Origin of the sequence: Paractinoplanes pyxinae (assembly GCF_026626335.1) — a bacterium.
GTDB lineage: Bacteria > Actinomycetota > Actinomycetes > Mycobacteriales > Micromonosporaceae > Actinoplanes > Actinoplanes pyxinae.
The window spans coordinates 1-23261 of sequence record NZ_JAPNTZ010000025.1 but is presented as its reverse complement, the minus strand read 5'-3'; the positions used below and the strand labels follow the sequence as shown (position 1 = coordinate 23261).

Here is a 23261-nt window from a genome sequence, read left to right as displayed (position 1 = left end):
TCATGATTCGGTTCGGGTACAAGGCTTCGGCGGAGCAGTTCCCGCCGGCGGAACTGCTGAAATACGGCGTGCTGGCCGAGGAGGTGGGTTTCGACTCGGTCTTCGTGAGCGACCACCTGCAGCCCTGGCGGCACGACGGCGGGCACGCCCCGGCCGCGCTGCCGTGGCTGGGCGCGCTCGCCGCCCGCACCGAGCGCGTGCTGATCGGCACCAGCGTGCTCACCCCGACCTTCCGCTACCACCCGGCCGTGGTCGCGCAGGCGTTCGCCACGCTCGGCTGCCTCGCGCCGGGCCGGGCCATCCTGGGCGTCGGCTCGGGCGAATCGCTCAACGAGGTGCCGCTCGGCCTGGAATGGCCCGACGGCAAGGAGCGCTTCGCCCGGCTCAAAGAGGCCGTGCTGCTGATCCAGAAGCTGTGGTCGGAAGACCGGGTGACGTACGAGGGTCAGTTCTACAAGACCGAGAACGCCACCATCTACGACAAGCCCGAGACGCCGGTCCCGATCTACATCGGCGCCTCCGGCCCGGCCGCCACCCGGTTGGCCGGCCGCATCTCGGACGGCTTCATCACCACCAGCGGCAAGGGACACGCGCTCTACACCGACACGCTGCTGCCCGCCGTCCGCGAGGGCGCCGAGAAGGCCGGCCGCAAGATCGACGACCTCGACCTGATGATCGAGGTCAAGGTCAGCTTCGACGACGACTACGACAAGGCCCGCAACGACACCCAGCACTGGGGCGCGCTGGCTCTCTCGCCGGACGAGAAGACCGGCGTGGAAGACCCGATCGAGATGCAGCGGCTCTCCGACGCCCTGCCGGTCGAGCGCACGGCCAGCCGCTGGATCTGCTCCTCCGACCCCGACGAGCATGTGGGCAAGGTCGTGGAGTACCTGGACATGGGCTTCAAGCACCTGGTCTTCCACGCGCCGGGGCCTGACCAGGAACGCTTCCTGCGCCTGTACTCCGAGCGCATCCTGCCCGAGCTGCGCGCCCGCGGTTAGATCTGGGGCTTCTTGACCGAGCGGAGGCGGGCGCGGCGGCCGGTGGCCGTGCCCGCGCCCTCGCCGTTGATCACGCGCAGGTCGGGCTGGGACTGGCGGACGCCCGCGATGCGGCGGCGCCGGGAACCGACCTCGGGGCGGAACGCTGGTTGAGTGGTGCCGCCGACCTGCCACGGCGCGGAGCCCGGCCGCGGTTGAGTGTCGGGACCGCCGAGCCGCTCGGGGTGACCGTCGCGCCACACCGGGGGCGCGCCGTTCGACAAGTGGTGGGCAGCGGCCGGCCGGCGCCCGGCGGAAGCCCACAGGGGCCGGACCGCGCGGCGATCGGCCTGCTCCCAGCCGTCCGCGCCGGCCAGGCGCTCACTGCTCTGCTGTCCGGCGGCGAGAGCTTCGACGGCCCGCCGGTCGAGGGCCCGCCGCCCGGCGCCGGTCTCGTTGACCCGCTTCCCTTGGTAATAAGCCACCTCGTTGACGGCCGCCCGGGGCCGGGGGGCCGCCGGCCGGACGGTGGAGGCCGAGCGCCGCTCGCGCAGGGCCGCCCGCAGCCAGTGGCGTAGACGCAGTTGGTCGGCGCGTGCCGCCCGGCGAATCGGGGGATAGGCGACGCTCGGCACCTCGGCGACGCGCAGCCCTCGAACCGCGGGCCGCAACGCCAGCACCGCACCGATCTCCACCCCCGAACCCCAAGCCGCGCCGCGCGAAGAACCCGCGCCATGGGCCGCGCCGTGCGACGGAGGCGCGTCGGAGGTGGGGAGGCCGAGCTCCGGCACCGCGTCGCGCCAGAAGGCGGCGTACCCGAAACCCGGATCGGTGCGGCGGGTGCCCAGCAATGCGTTCAGCACCCACATCAGCAGCAGGTTGGCCCAGCGACGGAACCGCCCCCCGGTCAGGTCGCGCCCGCCTGCCGCGTAGCGCGAGCCCAGGGCCACGTCGGCCCCGTCGACCAGGGCGCCCACGAAACGGGGGATCTCGGCCGGGTCGGTCGAGCCGTCCCCGTTCAGCGTGACCACCACGTCCCCCCGCGCGGCCCTGATGCCGCAGGCCAGCCCGTATCCCGCTCCCGGGCGAGCCGGGCGGACGAGGAGCGCGCCGGGTTGTTCCGGCAGGTCGCCGGCCAGGTCCACCACGACGATTTCGTTCACCGGCGGCATGCCGTGCAGCATCACCCGCAGGCCGGCGGGATCGCGGACCGGGATCACGACGCTTACGGAGGGTGACTTTGTTCGGCGGTGGTTCGTCGCTGCGGAAAGCGGCGAAGGAGGCATGGCGGTGCTCCTCAGGCTGGTTCCTGATCAAGAAAACTACCGGTCGGCAACCGAACAGCAACTCAGCGGAACGGTGGAGGGGGGCACCCGCCCGTCGGGTCGGGCTGGTCCGAAAGACCCGGTTCGCGGCTACGCTCCGTACGTAATTGGGGGTTTAGAGGTAGGGTTTGATCCGTTGCGGGGTATGTCCTGAACCAACCGGAAGGAAGTAACCCGTGAAACTTGGCCTGCACGTCTCGAACTTCACCTGGCCCGAGGGCTCGGCCCGGCTCGGCCCGCAACTGGGCGAGGTCGCCGCCGCGGCCGACCAGGCCGGATTCGAGCGGATCAACGTGATGGACCACTTCTGGCAGATCGGCGTGATCGGCCCGCCGGAGTGGGACATGCTCGAGGCGTACACCGCGCTCGGTTTCCTGGCCGCCCACACCCAGAGGGCCAAGTTGCTCACCCTGGTCACCGGCGTGGTCTATCGCGAGCCGGCGCTGCTGGCCAAGGCGGTCACCACGCTCGACGTGCTCAGCGGCGGGCGCGCCATCCTGGGTCTCGGCGCCGCCTGGAACGAGGAAGAGTCGCGTGGCCTCGGCCTGCCCTTCCCGCCCACCAAAGAGCGGTTCGAGCGGCTGGAAGAGGCCCTGCGCATCTGCAAGCAGATGTTCGCCGGCGACGAGACGCTGTACCAGGGCGAGCACTACCAACTGGGCCGCCCGCTGAACAATCCGCAGCCGCTGAGCCGCCCGCACCTGCCGATCCTGATCGGCGGCGGTGGCGAGAAGAAGACGCTGCGGCTGGTCGCCCAGTACGCCGACGCCTGCAACCTGTTCCCCTCGCCCGAGGTGCAGCACAAGCTCGATGTGCTCAAGGCCCACTGCGACGACGTCGGCCCCGACTACGACGAGATCCAGAAGACCGTGCTCTACAACTTCGACCTGGGCGAGAAGGGCGAGCGGGTCGGCGAGATCATCGAGGGCCTGCGCCGGCTGCACGGCATGGGCTTCGAGGTCGGCCACGGCGGCCTGCGCAACGCGTGGGACACCAAGCAGTTCGAGATCTTCGCCAACGAGATCGTTCCGGCCGCGGAGGCTTTCTGAGCATGGGCATCGAGGCGGTCGTCTTCGACCTGGACGGCGTGATCATCGACTCCGAGGAGGTCTGGGAGGAGGTGCGGCGCGGCTACGTGGCCGAGTACGACCGCGAGTTCCTGCCCGACACGCAGGATCGCATGATGGGCATGAGCACCCCGGAATGGTCCGGGCACCTGGCGAACGACGTGGGCGTTCCGCGTACGCCGGAACAGGTTGCCGCCGACGTGCTGGGTCGCATGGCCGAGCGGTACCGGACGTCGCTGCCCCTCATCCCCGGTTCGGTCGAGGCCGTGCGCCGCCTCGGCGGCCGGTTCCCGCTCGGCCTGGCCAGTTCGTCGGCCCGCATCCTGATCGACCAGGTGCTCGAGACGGCCGGCCTGACCGACGCCTTCCGGGTCACGCTCTCGACCGAAGAGGTGCCCCGGGGCAAGCCGGCCCCGGACGTCTATCTGACCGCCGCCGAGAAGCTGGGTCTGAGCCCGGCCGTCTGCGCCGCCGTCGAGGATTCGAGCAACGGCCTGCGCTCGGCGGCCGCCGCCGGCATGGCCGTGATCGCCGTTCCGCACGGCGTCTACCCGCCGGCGCCCGACGCTCTCGAGCGCGCCTCGCTCGTCGTCCGGAACATCGCCGAGCTCACGGCGGAGAGGATCGAAACACTTCGGTGATTCGTGACCGTTAACGCGTAGGACACATCCAGGTGTGAAAGATTCTCGCCACGGGTAGGTGGCGGGCGACTTTCCCTTGGAGGTGGCCTGTGGTGCTTGCCGCGGAGAGCGGGCTCCGGCTCGATCTCGACATCGTTGATTACCTGATCCTGGTCCTGTACTTCGGCACCGTCCTGGGCGTGGGCTTCGCGGCGCGAAGAGCGATCAAGACCAGTGCCGACTTCTTCCTCTCCGGGCGATCACTGCCCGCCTGGGTGACCGGCCTCGCTTTCGTCTCGGCCAACCTGGGCGCGCTCGAAATCCTCGGCATGGCCGCCAACGGCGCCCAGTACGGGCTGCTCACGCTGCACTACTACTGGATCGGCGCGGTGCCGGCCATGGTGTTCCTCGGCATCGTGATGATGCCGTTCTACTACGGCTCCAAGGTGCGCAGCGTCCCCGAGTTCCTGAAGCGGCGCTTCAACAAGCCGACGCACATCTTCAACGCGATCAGCTTCGCGGTGGCCCAGGTGCTGATCGCCGGCGTCAACCTGTTCGCCCTGGCCCTCATCCTCGACGCGCTGCTCGGCTGGGAACTCTGGATCTCGATCCTGGTCGGCGCGGCGATCGTGCTGACCTACATCACCATCGGCGGTCTCTCGTCGGCCATCTACAACGAGGTGCTGCAGTTCTTCGTCATCCTGGCCGGCCTGATCCCGCTCACGGTGATCGGCCTGGTCAAGGTGGGCGGCGTCGACGGGCTGTTCGAGAAGGTCCGGCAGAGCCCGCTCGGCGACGCGGCCCTGCACACGTGGTCGAACACGGGCAGCAGCGCCGACAACCCGCTCGGGGCCAACTGGATCGGCATCCTGTTCGGCCTCGGCTTCGTGCTGTCGTTCGGCTACTGGACCACCAACTTCGCCGAGGTGCAGCGCGCGCTGTCGGCCAAGAACATGAACGCCGCCCGGCGTACGCCGATCATCGCCGCCTTCCCGAAGCTGCTGATCCCGGCGGTGACGGTGATCCCGGGTCTGATCGCCGCGGTCACGATCACCGGTCTGGGCGCCAAGGAGGGCGACCTCACCTACAACAACTCGATCCCCCTGCTGATGGAGCAACTGCTGCCCAACGGCGTGCTGGGTATCGCGGTCACCGGTCTGCTGGCCTCGTTCATGGCCGGCATGGCGGCCAACGTCAGCGGCTTCAACACCGTTTTCACGTACGACATCTGGCAGGCCTACATTCGCAAGGGCCGCAGCGACGAGTACTACCTGCGGATCGGCCGTTACGCCACCATCGGCGGCGTGGTCATCGGCATCGGCACGGCGTTCATCGCCTCCGGCTACGGCAACATCATGGAGTACATCCAGCAACTGTTCTCGCTGTTCAACGCGCCGCTGTTCGCCACCTTCATCGTCGGCATGTTCTGGAAGCGGATGTCCCCGTGGGCCGGCTTCTGGTCGCTGCTGCTGGGCTTCCTGGCCTCGCTGGCGCTCTACATCGCCTACCTGACCGACGCGATCACGTTCAACTCGGCGCTCGAGCAGAGCTTCTGGGGCGCCGGTGTGGCCTTCGTGGTGGCGGTCATCGTGGCCATCGCGGTCACCTTCTTCACCCCCTCGAAGCCGGAGGACGAGCTGCGCGGCCTCGTCTACGGTCTCGGCGGCACCAGCCAGGGCACCGTGATCGTCTCGGGCGAGAAGGTCTGGTGGCGTAACCCGGTCGTCCTCGGCACGATCGCCGTCGTGCTCGCCCTCGCCCTGTACATCCCGGTCTGGTAAGGAGGTCTCGACATGGCAGACAACGACCAGGTCGACGAGAAGAAGTTGTCGGCGGCGGCCCGGCTGTTCGACGTGCGGCGGGTCATCGGTGGGCTGTTCGTGGTCTACGGCGTGATCGTCACCGTGCTGGGGATCTTCGACACCCAGGACGAGATCGACAAGGCCCAGGGCGTGCGGATCAACCTCTGGATGGGCATCGGCATGCTCGTGCTGGGGCTGCTCTTCCTGCTCTGGCTGCGCCTGAACCCGCCCGAGCCGCCGGACCCGTCGGACATCGACGACGAGCGGCCCCCGGCCGACTGATGTCCGGGGCGGTGTGACCCGGTAGCCATCGGGTTGCACCGCCCCCGCATTTCTCGACTCGGCCCGCCCGGCGACCGATACCCGGGGCATGGAAGCCATCGCCCCCATCAGCAACGCCAGGTCGGGCGGTTACCGGACCGCCGGCTGGCAGCAGCAGATCCGTGTCGACTACGTCGTGAACAAGGTCATGCAGACCCATCGGGGTCACAACGAGGACCAGGTCGCCCAGGCCATTCACGACCAGCTCCGCGCCGTCGGCGTGGTGCCCAACGGCCGTCAGATCGCCCAGTACGCGGCGGCGATCTCGGCTCTGCCCGAACTCCCGCCCAACAACAAGTAGGTCCGCTATCCGGCGGCGAAACGCAGGATCTTGTCGTCGCCTTCGCGCGGGTCGCCCCGGCCGTCGCGGTTCGAAGTGGTCACCCACAACGCGCCGTCCGGGGCCACCCCGACCGTGCGCAGACGGCCGTATTCGCCGTTGAGTTCGGCCTTGGGCTCGCCGCCGCCGAGCGGCACCGTCCACAAGCGCTCCCCGCGCAGGCCGGCCACGTAAAGCGTGTCGCCCGCGACCGCGGCCCCCGACGGTGAGGCCTCGTCGGTGCTCCACTGGACGATCGGGTCGACGTATTTGGAGTTGCCCTCCTTGCCCTCGACCTCGGGCCAGCCGTAGTTCTGGCCGGGCTCGATGACGTTGACCTCGTCCCAGGTGTTCTGGCCGAACTCGATGCCGTACATCTTCTTGTCCGGCCCCCAGGCCAGGCCCTGCACGTTGCGGTGGCCCATCGACCACACCGGCGAGCCCTCGTCCGGATTGCCGGGCGCCGCCTTGCCGTCGCGGGTGATCCGCAGGATCTTGCCGTTCAGGTCTTGGCGGTCCTGCGACTCGCTGCCGTTGCCGGCGTCGCCCGTGCCCACGTAGAGGAAGCCGTCGGGCCCGAACGCGATGCGCCCACCGTTGTGGATGCCGGCCTTGTCGATGCCGTCGAGGATCACCGTCGGGTTCCCGCCGAGGGTGAAGCGGGCGATCCGGTTGTCGCCGGACGCGGTGTAGTAGGCGTAGACGTACTTGTTCTGCGCGTAGTCGGGGTCGACGGCGATGCCCAGCAGACCGCCCTCGCCGCCCGCGTCGACGCCCTTGACCTCGTGGACCGTCTGCGGATTGCCGCCGCCGGCCGGAATTCGCAGGATGGCGCCGCTGTCCCGCTCGCTGACCAGGGCCGCCCCGTCGGGCAGGAACGCCAGCCCCCACGGCACCTCGAGCCCGCTGACGATCGTCTGCGGGTTGCCGAGGTCGGGTGCCTTCGCCGCGGCCGGTGACGTCGACGGCGACGCTGAGGGAGCGGCCGACGTGGAGGGCGGCGGGGCGAAGGTGGCCTCGCCCTGGGGCGTGGAGGCCTCGCCGTCGGAACAGGCGACCAGCAGGAAGGTGCCGGCCGTGGCGAAGACGAGACGGGTCCGTGCGGCTGGTGTCATCGCCCCACGGTGCCACGGGACGCTGAACTTCTCCTGATTACCGCACTCATGATCTTCATGGCCCTCAGCATGGGCGGGGTGCGAGCTTCCCGCGCCGCCCTCGCGGTGATCACCCTGCTGGCGTACGGGGCCGCGCCCGCGTACGCCCGCCCGGCCACCACCGCCCCGGCGATCACCTGGGCCACCTGCCCCGAGGACGCGCAGGTGCAGTGCGGAACGATCAAGGTGCCGGCCGACTGGGCCCAGCCCACCGGCCCCACGACCACCCTGACCATGGCCCGCCGGAAGGCCACCGACCCGGGCAGGCGGATCGGCACGCTGCTGATCAACCCGGGCGGTCCCGGCGGCTCGGCCTTCGACTTCACCCTGAACGCCACCGCCTTCTTCGGCGAACAGGTGCGCCGGCGGTTCGACATCGTGGGCGTGGATCCGCGCGGGGTGGGCCGCAGCTCGCCCGTGCTGTGCTCGCGCGACCTGGTCGACGCGCAGCCGTCCGTGCTGATCGAGTCCGAGCAGCAGTACGCCGCAATGGTCGCCTACAACCGCAGGCTGGCCGCCGACTGCGCCGCCCGGTCCGGCCCGGTATTCGGTCACCTCGACACGGCGAGCGTGGCCCGCGACTACGACACCGTCCGCGGCGCCCTGGGCGAAGCGAAGATCAGCTTCTACGGCGCCTCGTACGGCACGCTGATCGGCCAGGAGTACGCGCGGCTCTACCCGGCCCGGCTGCGCGCCCTGGTGCTCGACGGCGTGATGGACCACAGCGCCGACCTCGACCGTTTCCTGGTGCAGCAGACCGAGGCCGCCCAGGACTCGTTCGGCGAGTTCGTGAAGTGGTGCGCCCGCGACAAGAGCTGCGTGCTGCGCGGCCACGACATCCCCAAGCTCTTCGTGGCCGCGATGGCCCGGGCCCGCGCCGGTCAGCTGATCAACCCGTACGACCCGCCGAACAAGCTCACCGTGGCCCAGCTGACCATGGCCGCGTTCACCTCGTTCTACGAGCCGCAGTGGTACTCGTTCGCCTACTACCTGCGCGACGCGATGATGGCCGGGCGCCGCGCCCCGAAGAAGACGCCGCCGGTCGACCTCATCGACTACAGCTTCGCGCCGGTCTTCTGCGAGGACTGGCGCCTGCCCGTCACCGGCTACCCGGAGTTGCAGCGGCGCCTGCGGACGCTGGCCGCCGGGGCGCCCCAGATGTTGGTCTCGCCGCTGGCCATGACCGCCGTCGCCGGTTGCCTGGGCTGGCCTTCGCCGCCGGACAATCCGCAGCGCCCGGTGCCCCCGCTGACCGGTGCGGCGTCCGCGCTGCTGGTCAACGCCCGGCACGACCCGGCCACCGCCTACGCCTGGGCGCAGCAGGTGACCGCCCATCTGGGCCCGTCGGCGCGGCTGCTCACCTACGACGGCTGGGGTCACGTGGTCTACAACAAGAGCCCCTGCGTCGCGGCGGCCGTCGACACTTATCTGTTCACTCTCACCCCGGTGGCGGCCGGCACCCGCTGCCCGGCGGTCGAGCCCCCGCCGTTCGGCATCGGGTAGCTTCGATCCACGTGTCGTCCTCCCTCGTCCTCGCCCGCTATCTGGGCGTGGCGGTCTGTGCCCGCCTGGCCGACGAGGGCGCCCGGGTGGCGATTCTCTTGCTGGTGCTCGAACGCACGGGCAGCACGTCGCTCGGCGGCGCGCTGATCGCGGCCCTGATGGTGCCGCATGTGCTGGCTGCCCCGGTGGTGGGCTCGCTCGCGGACGCGGCACGCCACCGCCGCCTGCTCTATGCCGCCGCCTATCTCACCTATGCCGCCTGCCTCGGCGCCGCCGCGCTGCTGGTCGGCCGGTCCACCGCCGGCGCGGTGGCCGCCCTGATCGCGGCCGGCTGCGTGGCCCCGCTGCTGATCGGCGGCCTGAGCAGCCTGCTCGGCGACCTCGTGCCGGACCGGCTCGAGCGGGCCTTCGGGCTCGACGTGATGTCCTACAGCGTGGCTGGGATCGCCGGTCCGGCGCTCGCCGCGGTGCTGGCCGGGCTGGCCGGGCCGGCCTGGGCCACCGCCGGCCTGGCCTCGATGGTGGTGGTCTCGGCCGCGTTGGTCGTCACGTTGCCGTTGCCGGTGGGCACGGGGGAGAGGCGGCTGGCGTCGCCGTTCGCCGCGCTCGGCCTGATGTGGCGTCGTCCGCGTCTGGGCGCGGTCACGGCCGGCACGATCTTCAGCATCGGTGGCTTCGGCGCGCTGCCCCTGGTGGGTGCGCTGCTGGCCGCGCAGGAGGACCGGCCCGAGCTGACCGGCTTGATCCTCTCGGCGGGCGCTTTCGGGGTTCTGATCGGGTCGCTGATCTGCACCCGCTGGCCGATCCGCCGGTGGCGCCCGGAACGGGTGGTGGCCTTCTGCATCGGCGCCACCACCGTGCCGTTCCTGATCCTGATGTTCCTGCCCGGCGGCTGGGCCGGACTGCCGTTGTTCGCGCTGGCCGGTGTGCTCGGCGCTCCGGTCTCGGTGGCCGTTTTCGCCGTACGCGACCAGGAGTCCCCGCCCGGCCTGCGTACCCAGGTCTTCTCGCTCGGCGCCGGCCTGAAGGTCACCGCCGCCGCGGCCGGCGCGGCGGTGGCCGGCTTCGCCGCGGGCCTCGGCGCACCGGCGTTGCTGGCCGCAGTCGCGGTCTGTCAGGCGCTGGGCGCGGTGGCTGTCGTTCTGGTGGGCCGCGTCACTCCGGCGGTCGAACCGGCGGGGAGTATCGTTAGCCAGGCTAACTAGATCGCTCCCCCCACAGGAGGCGCCGTTGAGCCGCCGCGCACCCCGGGCGTCCATCGATCCGGACGTCGGCAAGAGCTGGTTGCGCCGCGCGCTGCCGCTGGTCAAGGCCCATCGGGCACTGCTGATCACCTCGCTCACGCTGTCCTTCCTGGGCCTGATCGTGCAGGTGCAGATCCCCAATCTGGTCCGGATCGGCATCGACAGCGCCATCGTCGAGAAGACGGCGCAGCTCAGCACGTACGTCTGGTGGATCGTCGGCATCGCCCTGCTGCAGGGGCTGATCAACTTCCTGGCCCGGCTCTACCTGCTGCGTACGGCGTACGAGCTCGAGTACGACCTGCGCAACATCGTCTACACCCACCTCGTGCGCATGCCGTTCGGCTTCTACGACCGGGTGCAGACCGGCGAGCTGATGTCGCGCTCCGGCTCCGACATCCGGGCCGTACAGATGTATCTGTCGTTCGGCCCGTCGATCCTGGTGCAGTGCCTGATCGCGGTCGTCGCGTTCGGCCTGATGCTCTCGATCAACGTGCCACTGGCGATCGTCGCGATGGCCACCATGCCGGTCATCGGGGTGCTGGGCGTGACGATGCGCAAGGCGATCTTCCCCGTGTCCTGGATGATCCAGGCCCGGCTGGCCCAGCTGGCCACCGTCGTCGACGAGAACATCCAGGGCGTCCGCATCGTGAAGGCGTTCGCCGCGGAGGGCCGGCAGCTGAAGTCGCTGGCCGAGAGCGCCGACCGCATCCGCTGGGCCTACCGCCAGGACGCGCGCATCCGCAGCCGCTGGAACCCGCTGCTCGACAACCTGCCCCGGCTCGGGCTGGCGCTGGTGCTGCTGGTCGGCGGCTACATGGTGATCGACGGCAGCACCACCGTGGGCACGATCGTCGCCTTCAACTCGTACGTCCTGATGCTGCAGCCGCCGTTCCGCATGCTCGGCATGATGATCATGATGGGGCAGCGCGCCTCGGCCTCGGCCCGCCGCATCTACGAGATCCTGGACACCCCGAGCGAGGTCGTGGACGGTCCGGACCCGCTGGTCGTGAACCTGCGCGGCGACCTCGCGTTCGAGAACGTGTCGTTCACCTACCCGAACGGCACGCCCGCCCTCGACGGGCTCGATTTGCGCGTACGACCGGGGGAGACCGTGGCCGTCGTCGGGGGCACCGGCTCGGGCAAGTCCACACTCGGCCGGCTGGCCGCTCGCTTCTACGACGTGACCGAGGGCCGGGTGACGATCGACGGGCACGACGTGCGGTCACTCTCGCTGGCGTCGCTGCGCGAGCAGGTGGGCATCGTGCCCGACGAGCCGTTCCTGTTCTCGCTTTCCCTGCACGACAACATCGCGTACGGGAAACCGGCCGCCACGCGCGAAGCGGTGATCGAGGCGGCGGTGGCGGCCGGCGCCGACGAGTTCATCCGCGAGCTGCCCGACGGCTACGACACCGTGGTGGGCGAGCGCGGCTACACGCTCAGCGGCGGCCAGCGGCAGCGGGTCGCCATCGCGCGGGCCTTGCTGGTGAACCCGCCGGTACTGGTGCTCGACGACGCCACCAGCGCCATCGACGTCACCGTGGAGCAGCGGATCCACTCGTCGCTGCGCGACCAGATGCGCGGGCGCACGACGCTGATCGTGGCCCACCGGTTGTCGACGATCGGGCTGGCCGACCGGGTCGTGCTCATGGAGGGCGGCCGCGTGATCGCCGACGGCACGCATGCCTCGCTGCTCGAGTCGGAGCCGCGCTACGCCGCGGTCCTGGCCTCCTCCGTCGATTCCGTGGAGGCCTCGGCATGACCATGTTCGGTGGTGGGTTCGGGGGCTTCAATGTCGGCGGCCGGCCCACGATGGGCGCGGCCGGGCGTAAAGGCAACGGGCTGCCGTTCTCCGGCATCCCGGAAGACCTGCAGGCCGGTGTGGCGAAGCTGGAATCACGGGAGCCCGACCACGGCGACCCGGGGGTCACCTTCGACCCGTCGGGCGACTCGGGCGGCAGGATCTCGCTGAGCCGGCTGCTGATCGGCCGGCCCGGGCTGCTGCTCGCGGCGTCGGTGGCGATCCTCGTGGAGACCCTGCTTCTGCAGGCCGGGCCCTACCTCGTACAGGTGGGAATCGACCACGGCATGGCGGCCGGCAACCTGCGTGTGCTGATCATCGCCACGATCTGTTTCGTCGCGGCCGTGCTGCTCACCGGGCTGGCCACCGCGATCCGCATGCGCAAGAGCGGGCTGCTGGCCGCGGCGGCCACCCGCGACCTGCGCATCCGCATCTTCGCCCACCTGCAGCGGATGTCGCTCGACTACTACACCCGCGAGAAGGCCGGCGTCACCATGACCCGGATGACCTCGGACGTCGAGTCGCTGCAGAACCTGCTGCAGGACGGCTTCGCCCAGTTCCTCATCCAGGGGCTGACCATGGTGGTCGTCACCGGGGTGCTGTTCCACTACAACGCGACCCTGGCGCTGATCACTCTGGTGCTGGTCGTGCCGCCGCTGACAATCGCCTCGCTGTGGTTCCGGCACGCGGCCGACCGCGGCTACAACCGGCAGCGTGACGCCATCGCGGCCATGTTCGCCGATTTGGCCGAGAGCCTCAACGGCGTACGCGTAGTGACCGCCCACAACCGCCAGGACCGCAACGTCGTCGCCCACCGCGAGGTCGTCGGGGGGTACCGCGACGCCAACGACTTCACCGGCCGGATCAACGCGATCTACGGCCCGGGCACGTCGGTGATCGGGTTGATCGCGATGGCCGTGCTGCTGCTGATCGGCGGCCGCATGGTGCTGCGGGGCACGCTGACGATCGGCGAGCTGACCGCGTTCGTGCTCTACATCAACTCGTTCTTCCAGCCGGTGCAGCAGTTGGTGCAGCTGTACACGCAGTACCAGCAGGGCAAGGCGGCCATCGGCAAGATCCGCGGCCTGCTGGCGACGTCGTCTTCCGTGGTCGAATCGCCGACCGCATCCGTTCTGCCACCGGTCCGCGGCGAGATCGTCTTCGACGACGTGACGTTCGGCTACCTGCCCGACCGCCCGGTGCTGGAGGGCGTCACCCTGCGCATCGAACCAGGCGAGACCGTCGCCTGCGTCGGCCCGACCGGCGCCGGCAAGTCCACGCTGGCCAAGCTGGTGACCCGCTTCTACGACCCGTCGTCCGGCCGCATCCTGATCGACGGCCACGACCTGCGCGACGTCACGCTGTCGTCGCTGCGCAAGCAGATCGGCGTCGTGCCGCAGGAGCCGTTCCTGTTCGCCGGCACCCTGCGCGACAACATCGCGTTCGCCCGCCCCGAAGCCACCGACGAGGAAGTCTGGGCCGCCGTCGACGCGGTCGGCCTGCGCGACCTGGTCGAACGCTCACCCGAGGGCCTGGACACCCCGCTGCACGAACGCGGCCAGTCAGTATCGTCGGGCGAGCGGCAGCTGCTGGCCCTGGCCCGGGCCTTCCTGGCCGAGCCCCGCGTGGTCGTGCTCGACGAGGCCACGTCCAGCCTGGACCTGCGCTCCGAACTGCGGGTCGAGGCCGCCCTGGACGCCCTGCTGGAAGGCCGCACGGCCATCCTGGTCGCCCACCGCCTGTCAACCGCGATGAGAGCCGACCGCATCATCGTGGTCGACGACCACCGCATCATCGAAACCGGCTCCCACGACGAGCTGATCGCCGCCGGCGGACGCTACGCGGACATGTTCGCCACGTGGGCCGCGCACTCCTGACCTTTCCGCTGTGCCGGCGATTGCCGGGCGTCGAGGCTGTGCGACATTGAGGTCGTGGTCGATGCGAGCGTGTTCGAGCCTTATCAACCCGAGCCGAGTGGACGACGGCTTCCCACCGAGATGGTGCATATCCGCGACGGAGTCCTGGCGGACGTGCCGGCCTGCGTCGGCCTGGTCGAGAGCGTGCTCAAACTGGATCCGGCGCCGTGGGAGCAAAGTCTGACGGCGAGCATCACCGACCCGCAGCGCATGCTCCACGTGGCCGAAGACGCTGGGCAGATCACCGGATATGCGCGCTCGACCTTCTGGACCCGGCCACCGGATGCGCCGGCCAACGCAGCCCCGTCCGGCTGGTATCTACTGGGTTTGGTCGTCGCACCCGAGTACAGGCGCCGGGGCATCGGCAGGGCGCTCACAGTTGCCCGGCTGAGCGCCCTCGCTTCGCGGACCTCCGAGGTCTGGTACTTCGCGAACGCGCGGAATCAGTCATCGCTGGATCTGCATGCCACTCTCGGATTCGTCGAGGTGACACGCGATTTCTGGTTCCCGGATCTGACGTTCGACGGTGGGGAAGGCGTTCTGGCCCGAGCTCGGTTCGACGACACGTCGAGCTGATTAACCGGTGACATCCTGATGTACGCCTTCGTGGTTGGAGCAGCGCATCACGGCCGGATCTGGTAGGCAGAGATAGACCAGATGCTCTGCGTATCAGCTTCGGAGGATCAATGCGGATTCTGCCGGTCCTTGGCGTGCTCTCTCTGTCGGCGGCGGTGCTCGTGGCGCCCGCGCCGGCCTTCGCGAACAAAGCGCTCGGCCCGACGGCGACCGGCTACGGCGGCGCTGTGTCCACGGTCGACCCGACGGCGACGGCGGTCGGGCTTGACGTGTTGCGCCGCGGTGGCAACGCGGTTGACGCGGCGGTCGCGGCGGCGGCCACCCTCGGCGTCACCGAGCCGTTCTCGGCCGGCATCGGCGGTGGCGGCTTCTTCGTCTACTACGACGCCCGCAAGCGCAGCGTGCAGACCATCGACGGCCGCGAGACCGGTCCCGCCACGATGAAAGAGACCCACTTCATCGACCCCGCCGACGGTCAGCCGTACGAGTTCGCCGAGGCCCGCGTCAGTGGCCTCTCGGTCGGCGCGCCCGGCACCCTGGCCACCTGGGAGACGGCCGCCCGCAAGTGGGGCACCCGGTCGCTGAGCAGCCTGCTGCAGCCGGCGGCCAAGGTCGCCGACCGCGGGTTCCCGGTCGACGCCACGTTCCGCCAGCAGATCGCCGACAACGCGGCCGCCTTCGGTCAGTTCGACTCGACCAAGGCGCTCTACCTGCCCGGTGGCCAGCCGCCCGCGGTCGGCTCGACGCAGCGCAATCCCGACCTGGCCGACACGTACCGGCTGATCGCCCGCAAGGGCACCGACGTCCTGTACCGGGGTGCGGTGGCCCGCGACATCGTGCGTACGGTGCAGAAGCCGCCCGTTTCGGCGAACCCCGTGGGCACGTGGGCCTACCCGATCCGCCCCGGCACGCTCACCCTGTCTGACCTGGCGCGTTATCAGGTGCGCCGGCCCGAGCCCACGAAGTCGAAGTTCCGGAACCTCACCGTGTACGGCATGAACACCCCATCCAGCGGCGGTGTGGCCGTGAGTGAGGCCCTGAACATTCTGGAGACGGCCGGGCTGTCGAAGGCCGACGTCACCAAGGCGCTCCACTATTACCTCGAGGCCTCCGCTTTGTCGTTCGCCGACCGCAATCGGTACGTCGGCGCGTACACGCCGCAATCGGTCGTCAAGCGGCTCGTGTCGGACGGCTGGGCCCAGCAGCGGGCCTGCCAGATCGACCCGGCCCGCGCGCTGACCAAGCCCGTACCCCCGGGGAATTTGAACGACAGCGGCTGCACCCCGGCCAAGGTGGGCGGCCCGACCGAGCAGGGTCAGAGCACGACGAACCTGACCGTGGCCGACCGCTGGGGCAACATCGTCGAGTACACGTTCACGATCGAGCAGACCGGCGGCAACGCCATGGTCGTCCCCGGCCGGGGCTTCCTGCTCAACAACGAGCTGACCGACTTCAACTTCACCAACACGCAGGCCCCCGCGGCCGACCCCAACCTGCCCGGCCCCGGCAAGCGGCCGCGCAGCTCGATGTCGCCCACGATCGTGCTCAAGGACGGCCAGCCGTTCCTCGCGCTCGGCTCGCCCGGCGGCGCCACGATCATCACCACGGTGCTGCAGATCCTGCTGAACCGCGTGGTCCTGGGCCAGTCGCTGCCCGAGGCGATGGCCGCACCGAGGGCGTCGCAGCGCAACACCGCGGGCATTCAGGCCGAACCCGCATTCCGTACGACGTACGGCCCGGCCCTGATCGCCCGGGGTCACACCTTCGGGCCCGACGTGCCCGAACTGGGCGCGGCCACCGCGATCGAGTTCACCCGCAACGGCGGCTTCATCGCCTCGGCCGAACCGGCCCGCCGCGGCTCCGGCGCCGCCGGCGTCGTCCACCCCCGCTGACCCAGCACGGCGTGACAACAAAGGCCGGGCCTTTGTTGTCACGCCGCTGTCTCCCGGCGCAGGAAGCTCAGAAACACCGCCAGGTCACCGGCCACCGCTGTGGCCCCGTCCGCGTCGTAGACGTCGCCGACCACGGCCCCTCCCGACAGCCGGAGGACAGGCCCGCCCGACCCCGCCGGCAGGGCGAACAGCGCCCCGCCACCGTCGCTGCCGAACACCACGATCCGCCGCCCGTCACTCAACCGCCGCGGATGTCCCGGGTCCTCGCCCGCCGGCGCCGGCCGGTGAATCCAATACCCGGCGTCGACATCCGGCAGGTCCACCTCGGCCACGACACCGTAGAACAGCAGCAGGTCAGCAGGCAGAGCGTCACCGTGCAGCTGACGCAATCCGGCCAGCTCGGCCGCGGAAGCCGGCCCACCCACCCGATGCTCACCCGGCGGAAAGCCGACCCGCGCCTCGAAGCCCTCCACCAGCCGCCGCACCTCCACCCGCAGCTCGTCCCGCCACCACTCGACCCACCCGACGTCCACCGACCCACCTCCCGCCCCGAACCGCACGATGGTTTCGACCGCATTCTTCAGGGAGGAGCCGGCGCCGCTGCCGGGTCGACGAGCAACCCGGGAATGCCGGCCGCCCGGGCTCCCGCCACGCCCGCGATCGTGCCGAGGCAGGAAATCACGCGATCGCCCGGTTCGTCCTTCCTGAGAACGGCTTTCAGCTTGCCCCCGTACCGTCGTGGATTCCGATCTTGAAGGGAGTGGATCCGCCTTGGGCGGCTATGGGTGGCAGGTTGTTCTGGTTGTCGTTCTGGTCCTGCTGAATGCCGCGTTCTCCGGCAGTGAGATGGCGCTGATCTCGCTGCGCGACAGTCAACTCCAGCGCCTGGAGCGCCGCTCGAAGGCCGGCGCCACACTCGCCCGGCTGGCCCGCGACCCCAACCGGTTCCTGGCCACCATCCAGATCGGCATCACGCTGGCCGGCTTCCTGGCCTCGGCGTCGGCCGCCGTCTCGCTGGCCCGTCCGTTGACCGGGCCGCTCGAGTTCCTGGGCGGCGCGGCCGAACCCGTCTCGATCGTGCTGGTCACCATCGTGCTGACGTTCTTCACGCTGGTCATCGGCGAGCTGGCGCCCAAGCGGATCGCCATGCAGCGCGCCGAGAGCTGGGCCCTCATGGTGGCCCGGCCGCTCGACCTGCTCTCGTCGCTGTCCCGCCCGGTGATCTGGCTTCTCGGCAAGTCAACCGATTTGGTCGTACGGCTGACCGGTGGCGACCCGAATGCGGCGCGCGAGGAAGTGTCGACCGAGGAGATCCGCGATCTGGTCACCCAGCAGCAAGAGTTCACCGACGAGCAGCGCACCATCATCAGCGGCGCCTTCGAGATCGCCGACCGCGTGCTGCGCGAGATCCTCGTGCCGCGCCGGGACGTCGTGACCGTGACCGCCGGCCTTCCCTCGGCCGAGGCCCTGAGCAAGCTGGTCGCCGGCGGGCACTCGCGGGCGCCGGTCACCGGGCCGATGGGGCTCGACGACGTGCTCGGCGTGGTCCACCTGCGCGACCTGATCGGCGCGGACGGCACGGTCGGCGACCACATGTTCACCCCGACGTTCCTGCCCGACTCGCTCAAGGTCTCCGACGCGATGCGCCAGCTGCGCGTGACCCGGCAGCAGCTCGCGCTGGTGGTCGACGAGCGCGGCGCCATCGACGGCATCGTCACCATGGAGGACCTGGTCGAGGAGGTCGTGGGCGAGATCTACGACGAGACCGACCGGGACGTGCAGTCGGTGGTGCGCGAGCCGGACGGGGCGATGCTGCTGCCCGGCACGTTCCCGGTGCACGACCTGCCCGACATCGGCGTCGACGCGACCAACCTGATCGACGGCGACTACACGACGGTGGCCGGCCTGGTGCTGGCCCGGCTGGGGCACATCCCGACCGCGCCGGGCGAGGTCGTGACGATCGACGGCCACTCGGCCGAGGTGGCCGAGGTGACCGGTCGCGCCATCACCCGCGTACGTCTGCGGGCCGTGGCCACCGACAAGGAGGATCAGCCGGCGTCGTAGCGCCGAGGCCGCACCGGCTCACGCATCCGGGCCGGTCACGTAGTGGCGCAGGCGCACGGGCCGCCCGTCCGGGCCGGTCCAGTCCGCGTCCGAGAAATGCGTGAACCGCCAGCCGGTGGACTCGTAGAAGGCGACCGCGGCCGACCGTTGCTCGTCAACAACGTTTAACGTGAGGCGGCGGCCCCGCGCGGCCGCCCACGCCTTGACCTCCTCGACCAGCGCCCGCCCGACGCCGCCGCCGGGCTGGCTCTCCGCCGCCCGGGCCTGCGTGCCGCGGCGGGCGGCAGGGATGACGAACAGGCGGCAGAGTTCGTTCTCCCGCACGGCGACGTGGCCGACGATTGTGCCGTCCTCCGCCTCGGCAACCCAAGCCGCGTCGGCCGGGGTCAGCCAGGCGCGCGGGTTGTCGGGCCAGTTCAAGGGATACGCGTCGGCCTCGTGGACCAGGCGCAGCGCATCGACACACCGATCCAGGTCGGCGTCCCGGCGCGGGCGGATGGTCATGAGCAGCGCTTCATCGCACCGGGTCGCCACGTGATCATGCAGTCGGGCGTCCAGGTGATCGTTCCGCGGGTCGGCTGTGTGACCACTCCGCCGGGCGGCCGGGCGGTCACGACAGGCGCTCGATGAACGGGGCCTTGCCGGAGCGGTAGCGGGGGCGGTCGTGGGCGTCGGCGGCGGCCAGTGAACGCTTGAGCTCCGCGTATTCGGCTGCGTCGGCGGGATGCGTACGCAAATGGTCTCGGAAAGCCAAGAGGCGAGGCCAGCGGTCCGACGCGTTCTCGAAGATGTGCAGGTGGTGGGTGCGCCAGGCCGCATCGGGGTAGCAGAACGACCACTTGCGAGCTTCGGCGTCGCCCGGCTCGGGGGCGTGCACCCAGCCGAGCGCGACCATCGTCTGCTCGATGCCGGCCGCGTCGTAGGAGTCGATACGGGCCAGCATGTCGATGATGGGCTTGGCGGCCAGCCCGGGCACGGCCGTGCTGCCGATGTGCTCGACCGGGCCGGTCAGCCACGGCAGCAGGGCGGGTTCGATCCGTACACGCTGCTCCTCGAAAGCCTCCGGCCAGCTCACGTCGTACGGGGAAATGTGGATCGGGTCTTGCCTTTCAGTCATGCGGCGGACGCCTCCAGAACTGGCGGGCCGCGAAACCCTCGCGGCGCAGCCAGTGTTCGGTGTAGACGATGCGGTCGGGCTCGATCACGATCAGCGTGTCGCGGGGTGGCTCGGCGACGGAACGGCCCTGCTCGGCGTGCTCGTTCTCCCACCGGAAGGCCGCCCAGTAACGCGCCCGGTCGGCGTCATCGGCCGCCAGCACTCGCGCCCGGCCGAAGAGTTGCGCACCGCGGCTGCTGGCCAGGCCGGTCAGGGGCGCGAAGATCCCCACCGAGACGCGCGGGTCGGCGGCGATGTTGCGCATCTTGGGCGACTTCGGCGACGCGGTGAACATGACCGCGAAGCCCAGCGAGTAGTAGCGCACCGGAGTGGCCAGCGGACCGTCGTCGCCCGTGGTGGCCAGCACGCACATGTTCTGCGACGCGAGCAGGTTGAGGATGCGCTCCTCGAGCCTTTCCCGCGGCAGCCGCCCGGCCGGCATGGGCTCGGCCAGCCAGGGATGGCCCGTCATGCGTGGCTGGTCGTGTCGATGATGAGGTCGGCCCGCTCGCGAGTGCCGTCGGCGACGAAGAACTCGTCCTCCTCGATCATCCACCGGCGCCAGAGCTGTTCCTTGTCGTCGAAGCTGTTGTCGCGGCGCAGGCCACGAGCCAGGCGCAGCGGCGCGGGCGCTTCGACCCAGATCGCGTACGCGATACGACCCACCGTTTCGCGCCGGGTGCAGGTGACGCCCTCGAAGATCACGGTGGGCGCCCACGGCTGCGTCTTCCACCCGCCGAGCGAGTCGCCGTGCCAGTCCGTCCAGTCCCGGGCCTGGTAGACGGCGTCGTCACCGCGCAGCAGCGGCGTGAGCACCTGCTCGTCGAAGCGCGGCCACCACCCGGCGAAGTTGTTCCACGAGACGAAGTCGTCGATCTCGATGATCGGCGCGTGCAGGGCGCCGGCCAGCTCTTTCGCCAGGTGGCTCTTGCCGGAGCCGCTGGGCCCGTCGATCCCCACGATGCGGATGCCGGCGACCGGCTCACTGGCGTTGACGGCGGCCACGATGTCGGCGATCACGCGGCTTCGCTTTCCGGTACGTCCTCCGGCTCGCACACCCAGGCCGAGAACACGGGCAGGCCGTGCCACGGGCCCGTTGAATCGGAGGAGCGATAGTCGGTGGCGACGGCGACCACGGCGTACGGATGCCCGAACCTCAATTCCGCGGTCCGTGCCACACCCTCCTCCGGGACGCTTTCCATGACGGAGAACCCGGTGAGCGCGGCCGCCTCGAAGCCGTACCGGCCATACTTCGCCATCGTCGACTGCTTCGCTTTGAAGTCCGGACCGGTCGCGCCCAGCAGCGGCGCCAGCACACGGGTGGCGGCCGGAAAGCCGAGCCCTGCGCTGCTCAAGTCATGCTCGTCGTTGGCCGACCAGCACGGCAGCACCGCGCGGTAGCGCTCCTCGCGGCCGTCCGAGGCGCGGGTGAGGACAGGCTCCTCGGTGATGGTCCACAGTGCGCTCTCACCCAGCGGAAGATCGAACAGCGACCGCCGGCTGTCGCCCCGCGAGAGAGCGATGTCGTGCGCGACGGCAAGCACGTCGGCCGGCGCGACATCGGGGACGGCGGCCACCGAAACCACGAACAGCCCCGGCTTCCGGGAGCCACCGGCCTCCGCGTCCGTGATGTGCACGACGACGTCGCCGGCCCGATCTGTCGAGGCGATGAAGGACTTGTGCCCCTCGTCCGGGCTGCGCAGAACCCGGGTCAGCCGGCCCGCCCACTCGCTCGCCCTCCCCAGGGCGCGGGCCGGGGCGACCCCGAACGGAATCGCCCAGGAGATGCGGGTGGCCAGCGCACTGGCCATCACCAGCAACGTTCCGGGCGAGGCCGGCACCAGAAACTTGTCGATCAGATCCAGGGTGTTGACGCGGGCCCACTCGTTCAGCTCGGCCGGAGCCGGCAGCGGCCCGGTGGCCGTCGTGGCCGGCAGGGTGGCGCCCCATTCCAGCAGCGCGTCCGTGGCCCGGCCGGGCTGGTGCCAGACCGCGGCCGCCCCCGGAACCAACGGATGCGGATCTTGCAGCAGCGCCTTGGCCGCCGCGGCAGCCTCCGCCAGTTCCATGCCGAGTACCGCCGCCAGCTCCTCACCCGCCGCGCTCTTGTTCGTCCTGCCGCCGTCGGCCGCATCCTTGACGGCCGACCCGCACAGGGCCAGAAGCAGCCACGCTCCTAGGGGCGAGGCCACCGTGTGCCGGTCGCCGGCCGCCGCGTGGAACCGCTCCGCGTACCGGGCCACGGCGTGGGCCACCTCTGTCGTCATGGGCGTGAATTGTGCCGTACGGGAGGTCGATCTCGCGTCCCGTTCAAGTGAGCGCCTGCGAACCTCCGGCGGCTTGGGAATGTCGTACCCGTCGATTAGAATGTATGTACGAAAAGGGCCTGTGAGCTGCTGATCTTCGGCGTGTCTCGAACGCCGAATGTCAGGTTTGGGCCAGTTAGGAGATCGACGTGACCGCGCCCGTTCGGACTGTCCCCTCGACCAACCCCGTGCCCGTCATCCCGCCCTACGCGACCATGCTCGGCTTCACCCGTTACGTCACCCGCACCGGCCCGGCCAAGGCCACGTTCGTCGGCGGTCTGCGCAAGGCGCGCGAGCGGCGGTCCGGCTTCAATCCGCACGGCCAGCTCGTCAAGGCGCTCAAGGCCGACATCGCCTTCCGCACCGGCGGCAGCTACCTGTCCGGCGTGGTCGAGCTGGTGAAAGAGCGGTGGAAGCCGCTGTACGACTCGGTCACCCCCGGCGCCAAGACCTACTTGGCCTCCCTAGGCGACCCCGAGCAGGTCGGCCTGGCCCAAACCCGCGACGCGCTGGCCTCGGTCGGCCCGCTGGTCGTCAAGGTCAACCCCCACTTCGGCCTGAAGTACGAGGACGGCCGCCGCGAGGCCGTCCGCCTGCACTTCGACGAGGCCCCACCCACCCGCGAGGCCATCACCGCGATGCTGCACCTGATGGCCCGCCACATGGACCAGATCCTCCCCAACGCCGACCCCGTCCTGGTCGACCTCCGCCGCGGCGAGGTCCACCGCCTCGACCCCGCAGCCAAGCCCGCCGACATCGAAACCTGGCTCTCCGGCGAGGCCGCCGCCTTCACCGCCATGTGGAGCACAACAGCCGCCTGACCCCCAGCGCCCCGCGACCACCCCGGCCCACCCCCGGGGTGGTCAAGGCGCGGGCCCGACAGCCCGTGCCAGTCAGAACGGCCGAAGCGCACCGGCGCCGACGCGTCGGGTGGTTCGGCAGGCGGGCACGCCTCAGGTGCGGGTCGGCCTTTCGAGCAGTGACGCAGCAGCACGCCGGCGGCACGATCGCCGCGGTCAGCGTCGGCGCGGAGTGGCGCCATTCGCCGGTGCGCCATCTCGTTCAGTTCTGGCGGTGCCTCCCGGAGGTGGAGCGGAAAACCGGATTCCGCGCGTCGCTCAAGCACGCCTCGCCATGGTGTCTCAATACTTCGTCGTGGCCGTGGTGGCCGTGGTGGCCGTGGTGGCCGTGGTGGCCGTGGTGGCCGTGGTGGCCGTG

The 23261-nt window shown here is 70.4% G+C and carries 22 protein-coding genes; 14 read left to right on the top strand and 8 right to left on the bottom strand.

The annotated features are described in order from the left end of the window. Positions 1-2: 2 nt before the first annotated feature. Positions 3-1001, top strand: a complete 999-nt coding sequence (fgd, locus tag OWR29_RS45430; protein WP_267569901.1) for a glucose-6-phosphate dehydrogenase (coenzyme-F420) — start codon at positions 3-5, stop codon at positions 999-1001. Here fgd and OWR29_RS45425 read toward each other — a convergent pair. Continuing rightward, positions 998-2200 (bottom strand): glycosyltransferase family 2 protein, encoded by a 1203-nt coding sequence (locus tag OWR29_RS45425; protein ID WP_267569900.1) that lies wholly within the window; start codon positions 2198-2200, stop codon positions 998-1000. The genes fgd and OWR29_RS45425 overlap by 4 nt on opposite strands. A gap of 281 nt (positions 2201-2481) precedes the next feature. On the opposite strand from OWR29_RS45425, the gene OWR29_RS45420 reads away from it, so the two are divergent. The 5 genes from OWR29_RS45420 to OWR29_RS45400 all read left to right on the top strand — a co-directional run bounded on the left by OWR29_RS45420 (position 2482) and on the right by OWR29_RS45400 (position 6416). Continuing rightward, positions 2482-3354: an LLM class F420-dependent oxidoreductase gene (locus tag OWR29_RS45420; protein ID WP_267569899.1), complete on the top strand. Its 873-nt coding sequence runs from the start codon at positions 2482-2484 to the stop codon at positions 3352-3354. 2 nt (positions 3355-3356) lie between these two features. Continuing rightward, positions 3357-4013 carry an HAD family hydrolase gene (locus OWR29_RS45415; RefSeq protein ID WP_267569898.1) on the top strand — a complete coding sequence of 219 codons (657 nt, stop codon included), beginning with the start codon at positions 3357-3359 and terminating at the stop codon, positions 4011-4013. Positions 4014-4105: 92 nt separating this feature from the next. Beyond that, complete coding sequence (locus tag OWR29_RS45410) at positions 4106-5773, top strand: sodium:solute symporter family protein (protein ID WP_438872742.1); 1668 nt, start codon at positions 4106-4108, stop codon at positions 5771-5773. A gap of 12 nt (positions 5774-5785) precedes the next feature. Continuing rightward, positions 5786-6076 carry a hypothetical protein gene (locus OWR29_RS45405; RefSeq protein WP_267569896.1) on the top strand — a complete coding sequence of 97 codons (291 nt, stop codon included), beginning with the start codon at positions 5786-5788 and terminating at the stop codon, positions 6074-6076. A gap of 88 nt (positions 6077-6164) precedes the next feature. Then, positions 6165-6416 carry a hypothetical protein gene (locus OWR29_RS45400; RefSeq protein WP_267569895.1) on the top strand — a complete coding sequence of 84 codons (252 nt, stop codon included), beginning with the start codon at positions 6165-6167 and terminating at the stop codon, positions 6414-6416. 5 nt (positions 6417-6421) lie between these two features. Here OWR29_RS45400 and OWR29_RS45395 read toward each other — a convergent pair whose 3' ends face one another. Then, positions 6422-7549, bottom strand: coding sequence for a PQQ-dependent sugar dehydrogenase (locus OWR29_RS45395; protein ID WP_267569894.1), 1128 nt, complete (start codon positions 7547-7549; stop codon positions 6422-6424). Positions 7550-7597: 48 nt separating this feature from the next. Here OWR29_RS45395 and OWR29_RS45390 point away from each other — a divergent pair, with 48 nt between their 5' ends. The 6 genes from OWR29_RS45390 to ggt all read left to right on the top strand — a co-directional run bounded on the left by OWR29_RS45390 (position 7598) and on the right by ggt (position 16517). Beyond that, positions 7598-9091 carry an alpha/beta hydrolase gene (locus tag OWR29_RS45390; protein ID WP_267569893.1) on the top strand — a complete coding sequence of 498 codons (1494 nt, stop codon included), beginning with the start codon at positions 7598-7600 and terminating at the stop codon, positions 9089-9091. 11 nt (positions 9092-9102) lie between these two features. Next, complete coding sequence (locus OWR29_RS45385; RefSeq protein WP_267569892.1) at positions 9103-10296, top strand: MFS transporter; 1194 nt, start codon at positions 9103-9105, stop codon at positions 10294-10296. A 25-nt stretch (positions 10297-10321) separates the two neighbouring features. Beyond that, the gene (locus tag OWR29_RS45380; RefSeq protein ID WP_267569891.1) at positions 10322-12094 is read left to right on the top strand and encodes an ABC transporter ATP-binding protein; all 1773 of its coding nucleotides are present in this window, start codon (positions 10322-10324) and stop codon (positions 12092-12094) included. Then, positions 12091-14010, top strand: coding sequence for an ABC transporter ATP-binding protein (locus tag OWR29_RS45375; protein ID WP_267569890.1), 1920 nt, complete (start codon positions 12091-12093; stop codon positions 14008-14010). The genes OWR29_RS45380 and OWR29_RS45375 overlap by 4 nt, the downstream gene beginning before the upstream one ends. Positions 14011-14064: 54 nt before the next feature. Beyond that, positions 14065-14625 carry a GNAT family N-acetyltransferase gene (locus OWR29_RS45370; RefSeq protein WP_267569889.1) on the top strand — a complete coding sequence of 187 codons (561 nt, stop codon included), beginning with the start codon at positions 14065-14067 and terminating at the stop codon, positions 14623-14625. A gap of 110 nt (positions 14626-14735) precedes the next feature. Then, the gene (ggt, locus tag OWR29_RS45365) at positions 14736-16517 is read left to right on the top strand and encodes a gamma-glutamyltransferase (protein ID WP_267569888.1); all 1782 of its coding nucleotides are present in this window, start codon (positions 14736-14738) and stop codon (positions 16515-16517) included. Positions 16518-16555: 38 nt separating this feature from the next. Here ggt and OWR29_RS45360 read toward each other — a convergent pair whose 3' ends face one another. Next, on the bottom strand, positions 16556-17050 hold the full coding sequence (locus OWR29_RS45360) for an SMI1/KNR4 family protein (protein WP_267569887.1): 495 nt from the start codon (positions 17048-17050) through the stop codon (positions 16556-16558). A gap of 238 nt (positions 17051-17288) precedes the next feature. Between OWR29_RS45360 and OWR29_RS45355 the strand changes: the two genes are divergently transcribed. Then, positions 17289-18581 (top strand): hemolysin family protein, encoded by a 1293-nt coding sequence (locus tag OWR29_RS45355; protein WP_267570007.1) that lies wholly within the window; start codon positions 17289-17291, stop codon positions 18579-18581. 18 nt (positions 18582-18599) lie between these two features. On the opposite strand, the gene OWR29_RS45350 is transcribed toward OWR29_RS45355, so the two are convergent. The 5 genes from OWR29_RS45350 to OWR29_RS45330 form a co-directional block, all read right to left on the bottom strand. Beyond that, a complete protein-coding gene (locus OWR29_RS45350) occupies positions 18600-19085 on the bottom strand; it encodes a GNAT family N-acetyltransferase (protein WP_267569886.1) in 486 nt (161 codons plus the stop codon). A 106-nt stretch (positions 19086-19191) separates the two neighbouring features. Next, complete coding sequence (locus OWR29_RS45345) at positions 19192-19698, bottom strand: GrpB family protein (RefSeq protein WP_267569885.1); 507 nt, start codon at positions 19696-19698, stop codon at positions 19192-19194. Next, on the bottom strand, positions 19691-20209 hold the full coding sequence (locus OWR29_RS45340; protein ID WP_267569884.1) for a pyridoxamine 5'-phosphate oxidase family protein: 519 nt from the start codon (positions 20207-20209) through the stop codon (positions 19691-19693). The genes OWR29_RS45345 and OWR29_RS45340 overlap by 8 nt, the downstream gene beginning before the upstream one ends. After that, a complete protein-coding gene (locus OWR29_RS45335; protein WP_267569883.1) occupies positions 20206-20757 on the bottom strand; it encodes a uridine kinase family protein in 552 nt (183 codons plus the stop codon). Before OWR29_RS45335 ends, OWR29_RS45340 begins: the two co-directional genes overlap by 4 nt. After that, a complete protein-coding gene (locus tag OWR29_RS45330) occupies positions 20754-22004 on the bottom strand; it encodes a hypothetical protein (RefSeq protein ID WP_267569882.1) in 1251 nt (416 codons plus the stop codon). The genes OWR29_RS45335 and OWR29_RS45330 overlap by 4 nt, the downstream gene beginning before the upstream one ends. Before the next feature lie 254 nt (positions 22005-22258). Here OWR29_RS45330 and OWR29_RS45325 point away from each other — a divergent pair, with 254 nt between their 5' ends. After that, the gene (locus tag OWR29_RS45325; protein WP_267570006.1) at positions 22259-22864 is read left to right on the top strand and encodes a hypothetical protein; all 606 of its coding nucleotides are present in this window, start codon (positions 22259-22261) and stop codon (positions 22862-22864) included. Positions 22865-23261: the final 397 nt, after the last annotated feature.

What these genes read in the sequence shown, in the direction of transcription:
- fgd (WP_267569901.1), top strand. Translation starts at nt 3, where the DNA reads ATGATTCGGTTCGGGTACAAGGCTTCGGCGGAGCAGTTCCCGCCGGCG.
- OWR29_RS45415 (WP_267569898.1), top strand. Translation starts at nt 3,357, where the DNA reads ATGGGCATCGAGGCGGTCGTCTTCGACCTGGACGGCGTGATCATCGAC.
- OWR29_RS45405 (WP_267569896.1), top strand. Translation starts at nt 5,786, where the DNA reads ATGGCAGACAACGACCAGGTCGACGAGAAGAAGTTGTCGGCGGCGGCC.
- OWR29_RS45400 (WP_267569895.1), top strand. Translation starts at nt 6,165, where the DNA reads ATGGAAGCCATCGCCCCCATCAGCAACGCCAGGTCGGGCGGTTACCGG.
- OWR29_RS45395 (WP_267569894.1), bottom strand. Translation starts at nt 7,549, where the DNA reads ATGACACCAGCCGCACGGACCCGTCTCGTCTTCGCCACGGCCGGCACC.
- OWR29_RS45390 (WP_267569893.1), top strand. Translation starts at nt 7,598, where the DNA reads ATGATCTTCATGGCCCTCAGCATGGGCGGGGTGCGAGCTTCCCGCGCC.
- OWR29_RS45375 (WP_267569890.1), top strand. Translation starts at nt 12,091, where the DNA reads ATGACCATGTTCGGTGGTGGGTTCGGGGGCTTCAATGTCGGCGGCCGG.
- ggt (WP_267569888.1), top strand. Translation starts at nt 14,736, where the DNA reads ATGCGGATTCTGCCGGTCCTTGGCGTGCTCTCTCTGTCGGCGGCGGTG.
- OWR29_RS45350 (WP_267569886.1), bottom strand. Translation starts at nt 19,085, where the DNA reads ATGACCATCCGCCCGCGCCGGGACGCCGACCTGGATCGGTGTGTCGAT.
- OWR29_RS45345 (WP_267569885.1), bottom strand. Translation starts at nt 19,698, where the DNA reads ATGACTGAAAGGCAAGACCCGATCCACATTTCCCCGTACGACGTGAGC.
- OWR29_RS45340 (WP_267569884.1), bottom strand. Translation starts at nt 20,209, where the DNA reads ATGACGGGCCATCCCTGGCTGGCCGAGCCCATGCCGGCCGGGCGGCTG.
- OWR29_RS45330 (WP_267569882.1), bottom strand. Translation starts at nt 22,004, where the DNA reads ATGACGACAGAGGTGGCCCACGCCGTGGCCCGGTACGCGGAGCGGTTC.
- OWR29_RS45325 (WP_267570006.1), top strand. Translation starts at nt 22,259, where the DNA reads ATGCTCGGCTTCACCCGTTACGTCACCCGCACCGGCCCGGCCAAGGCC.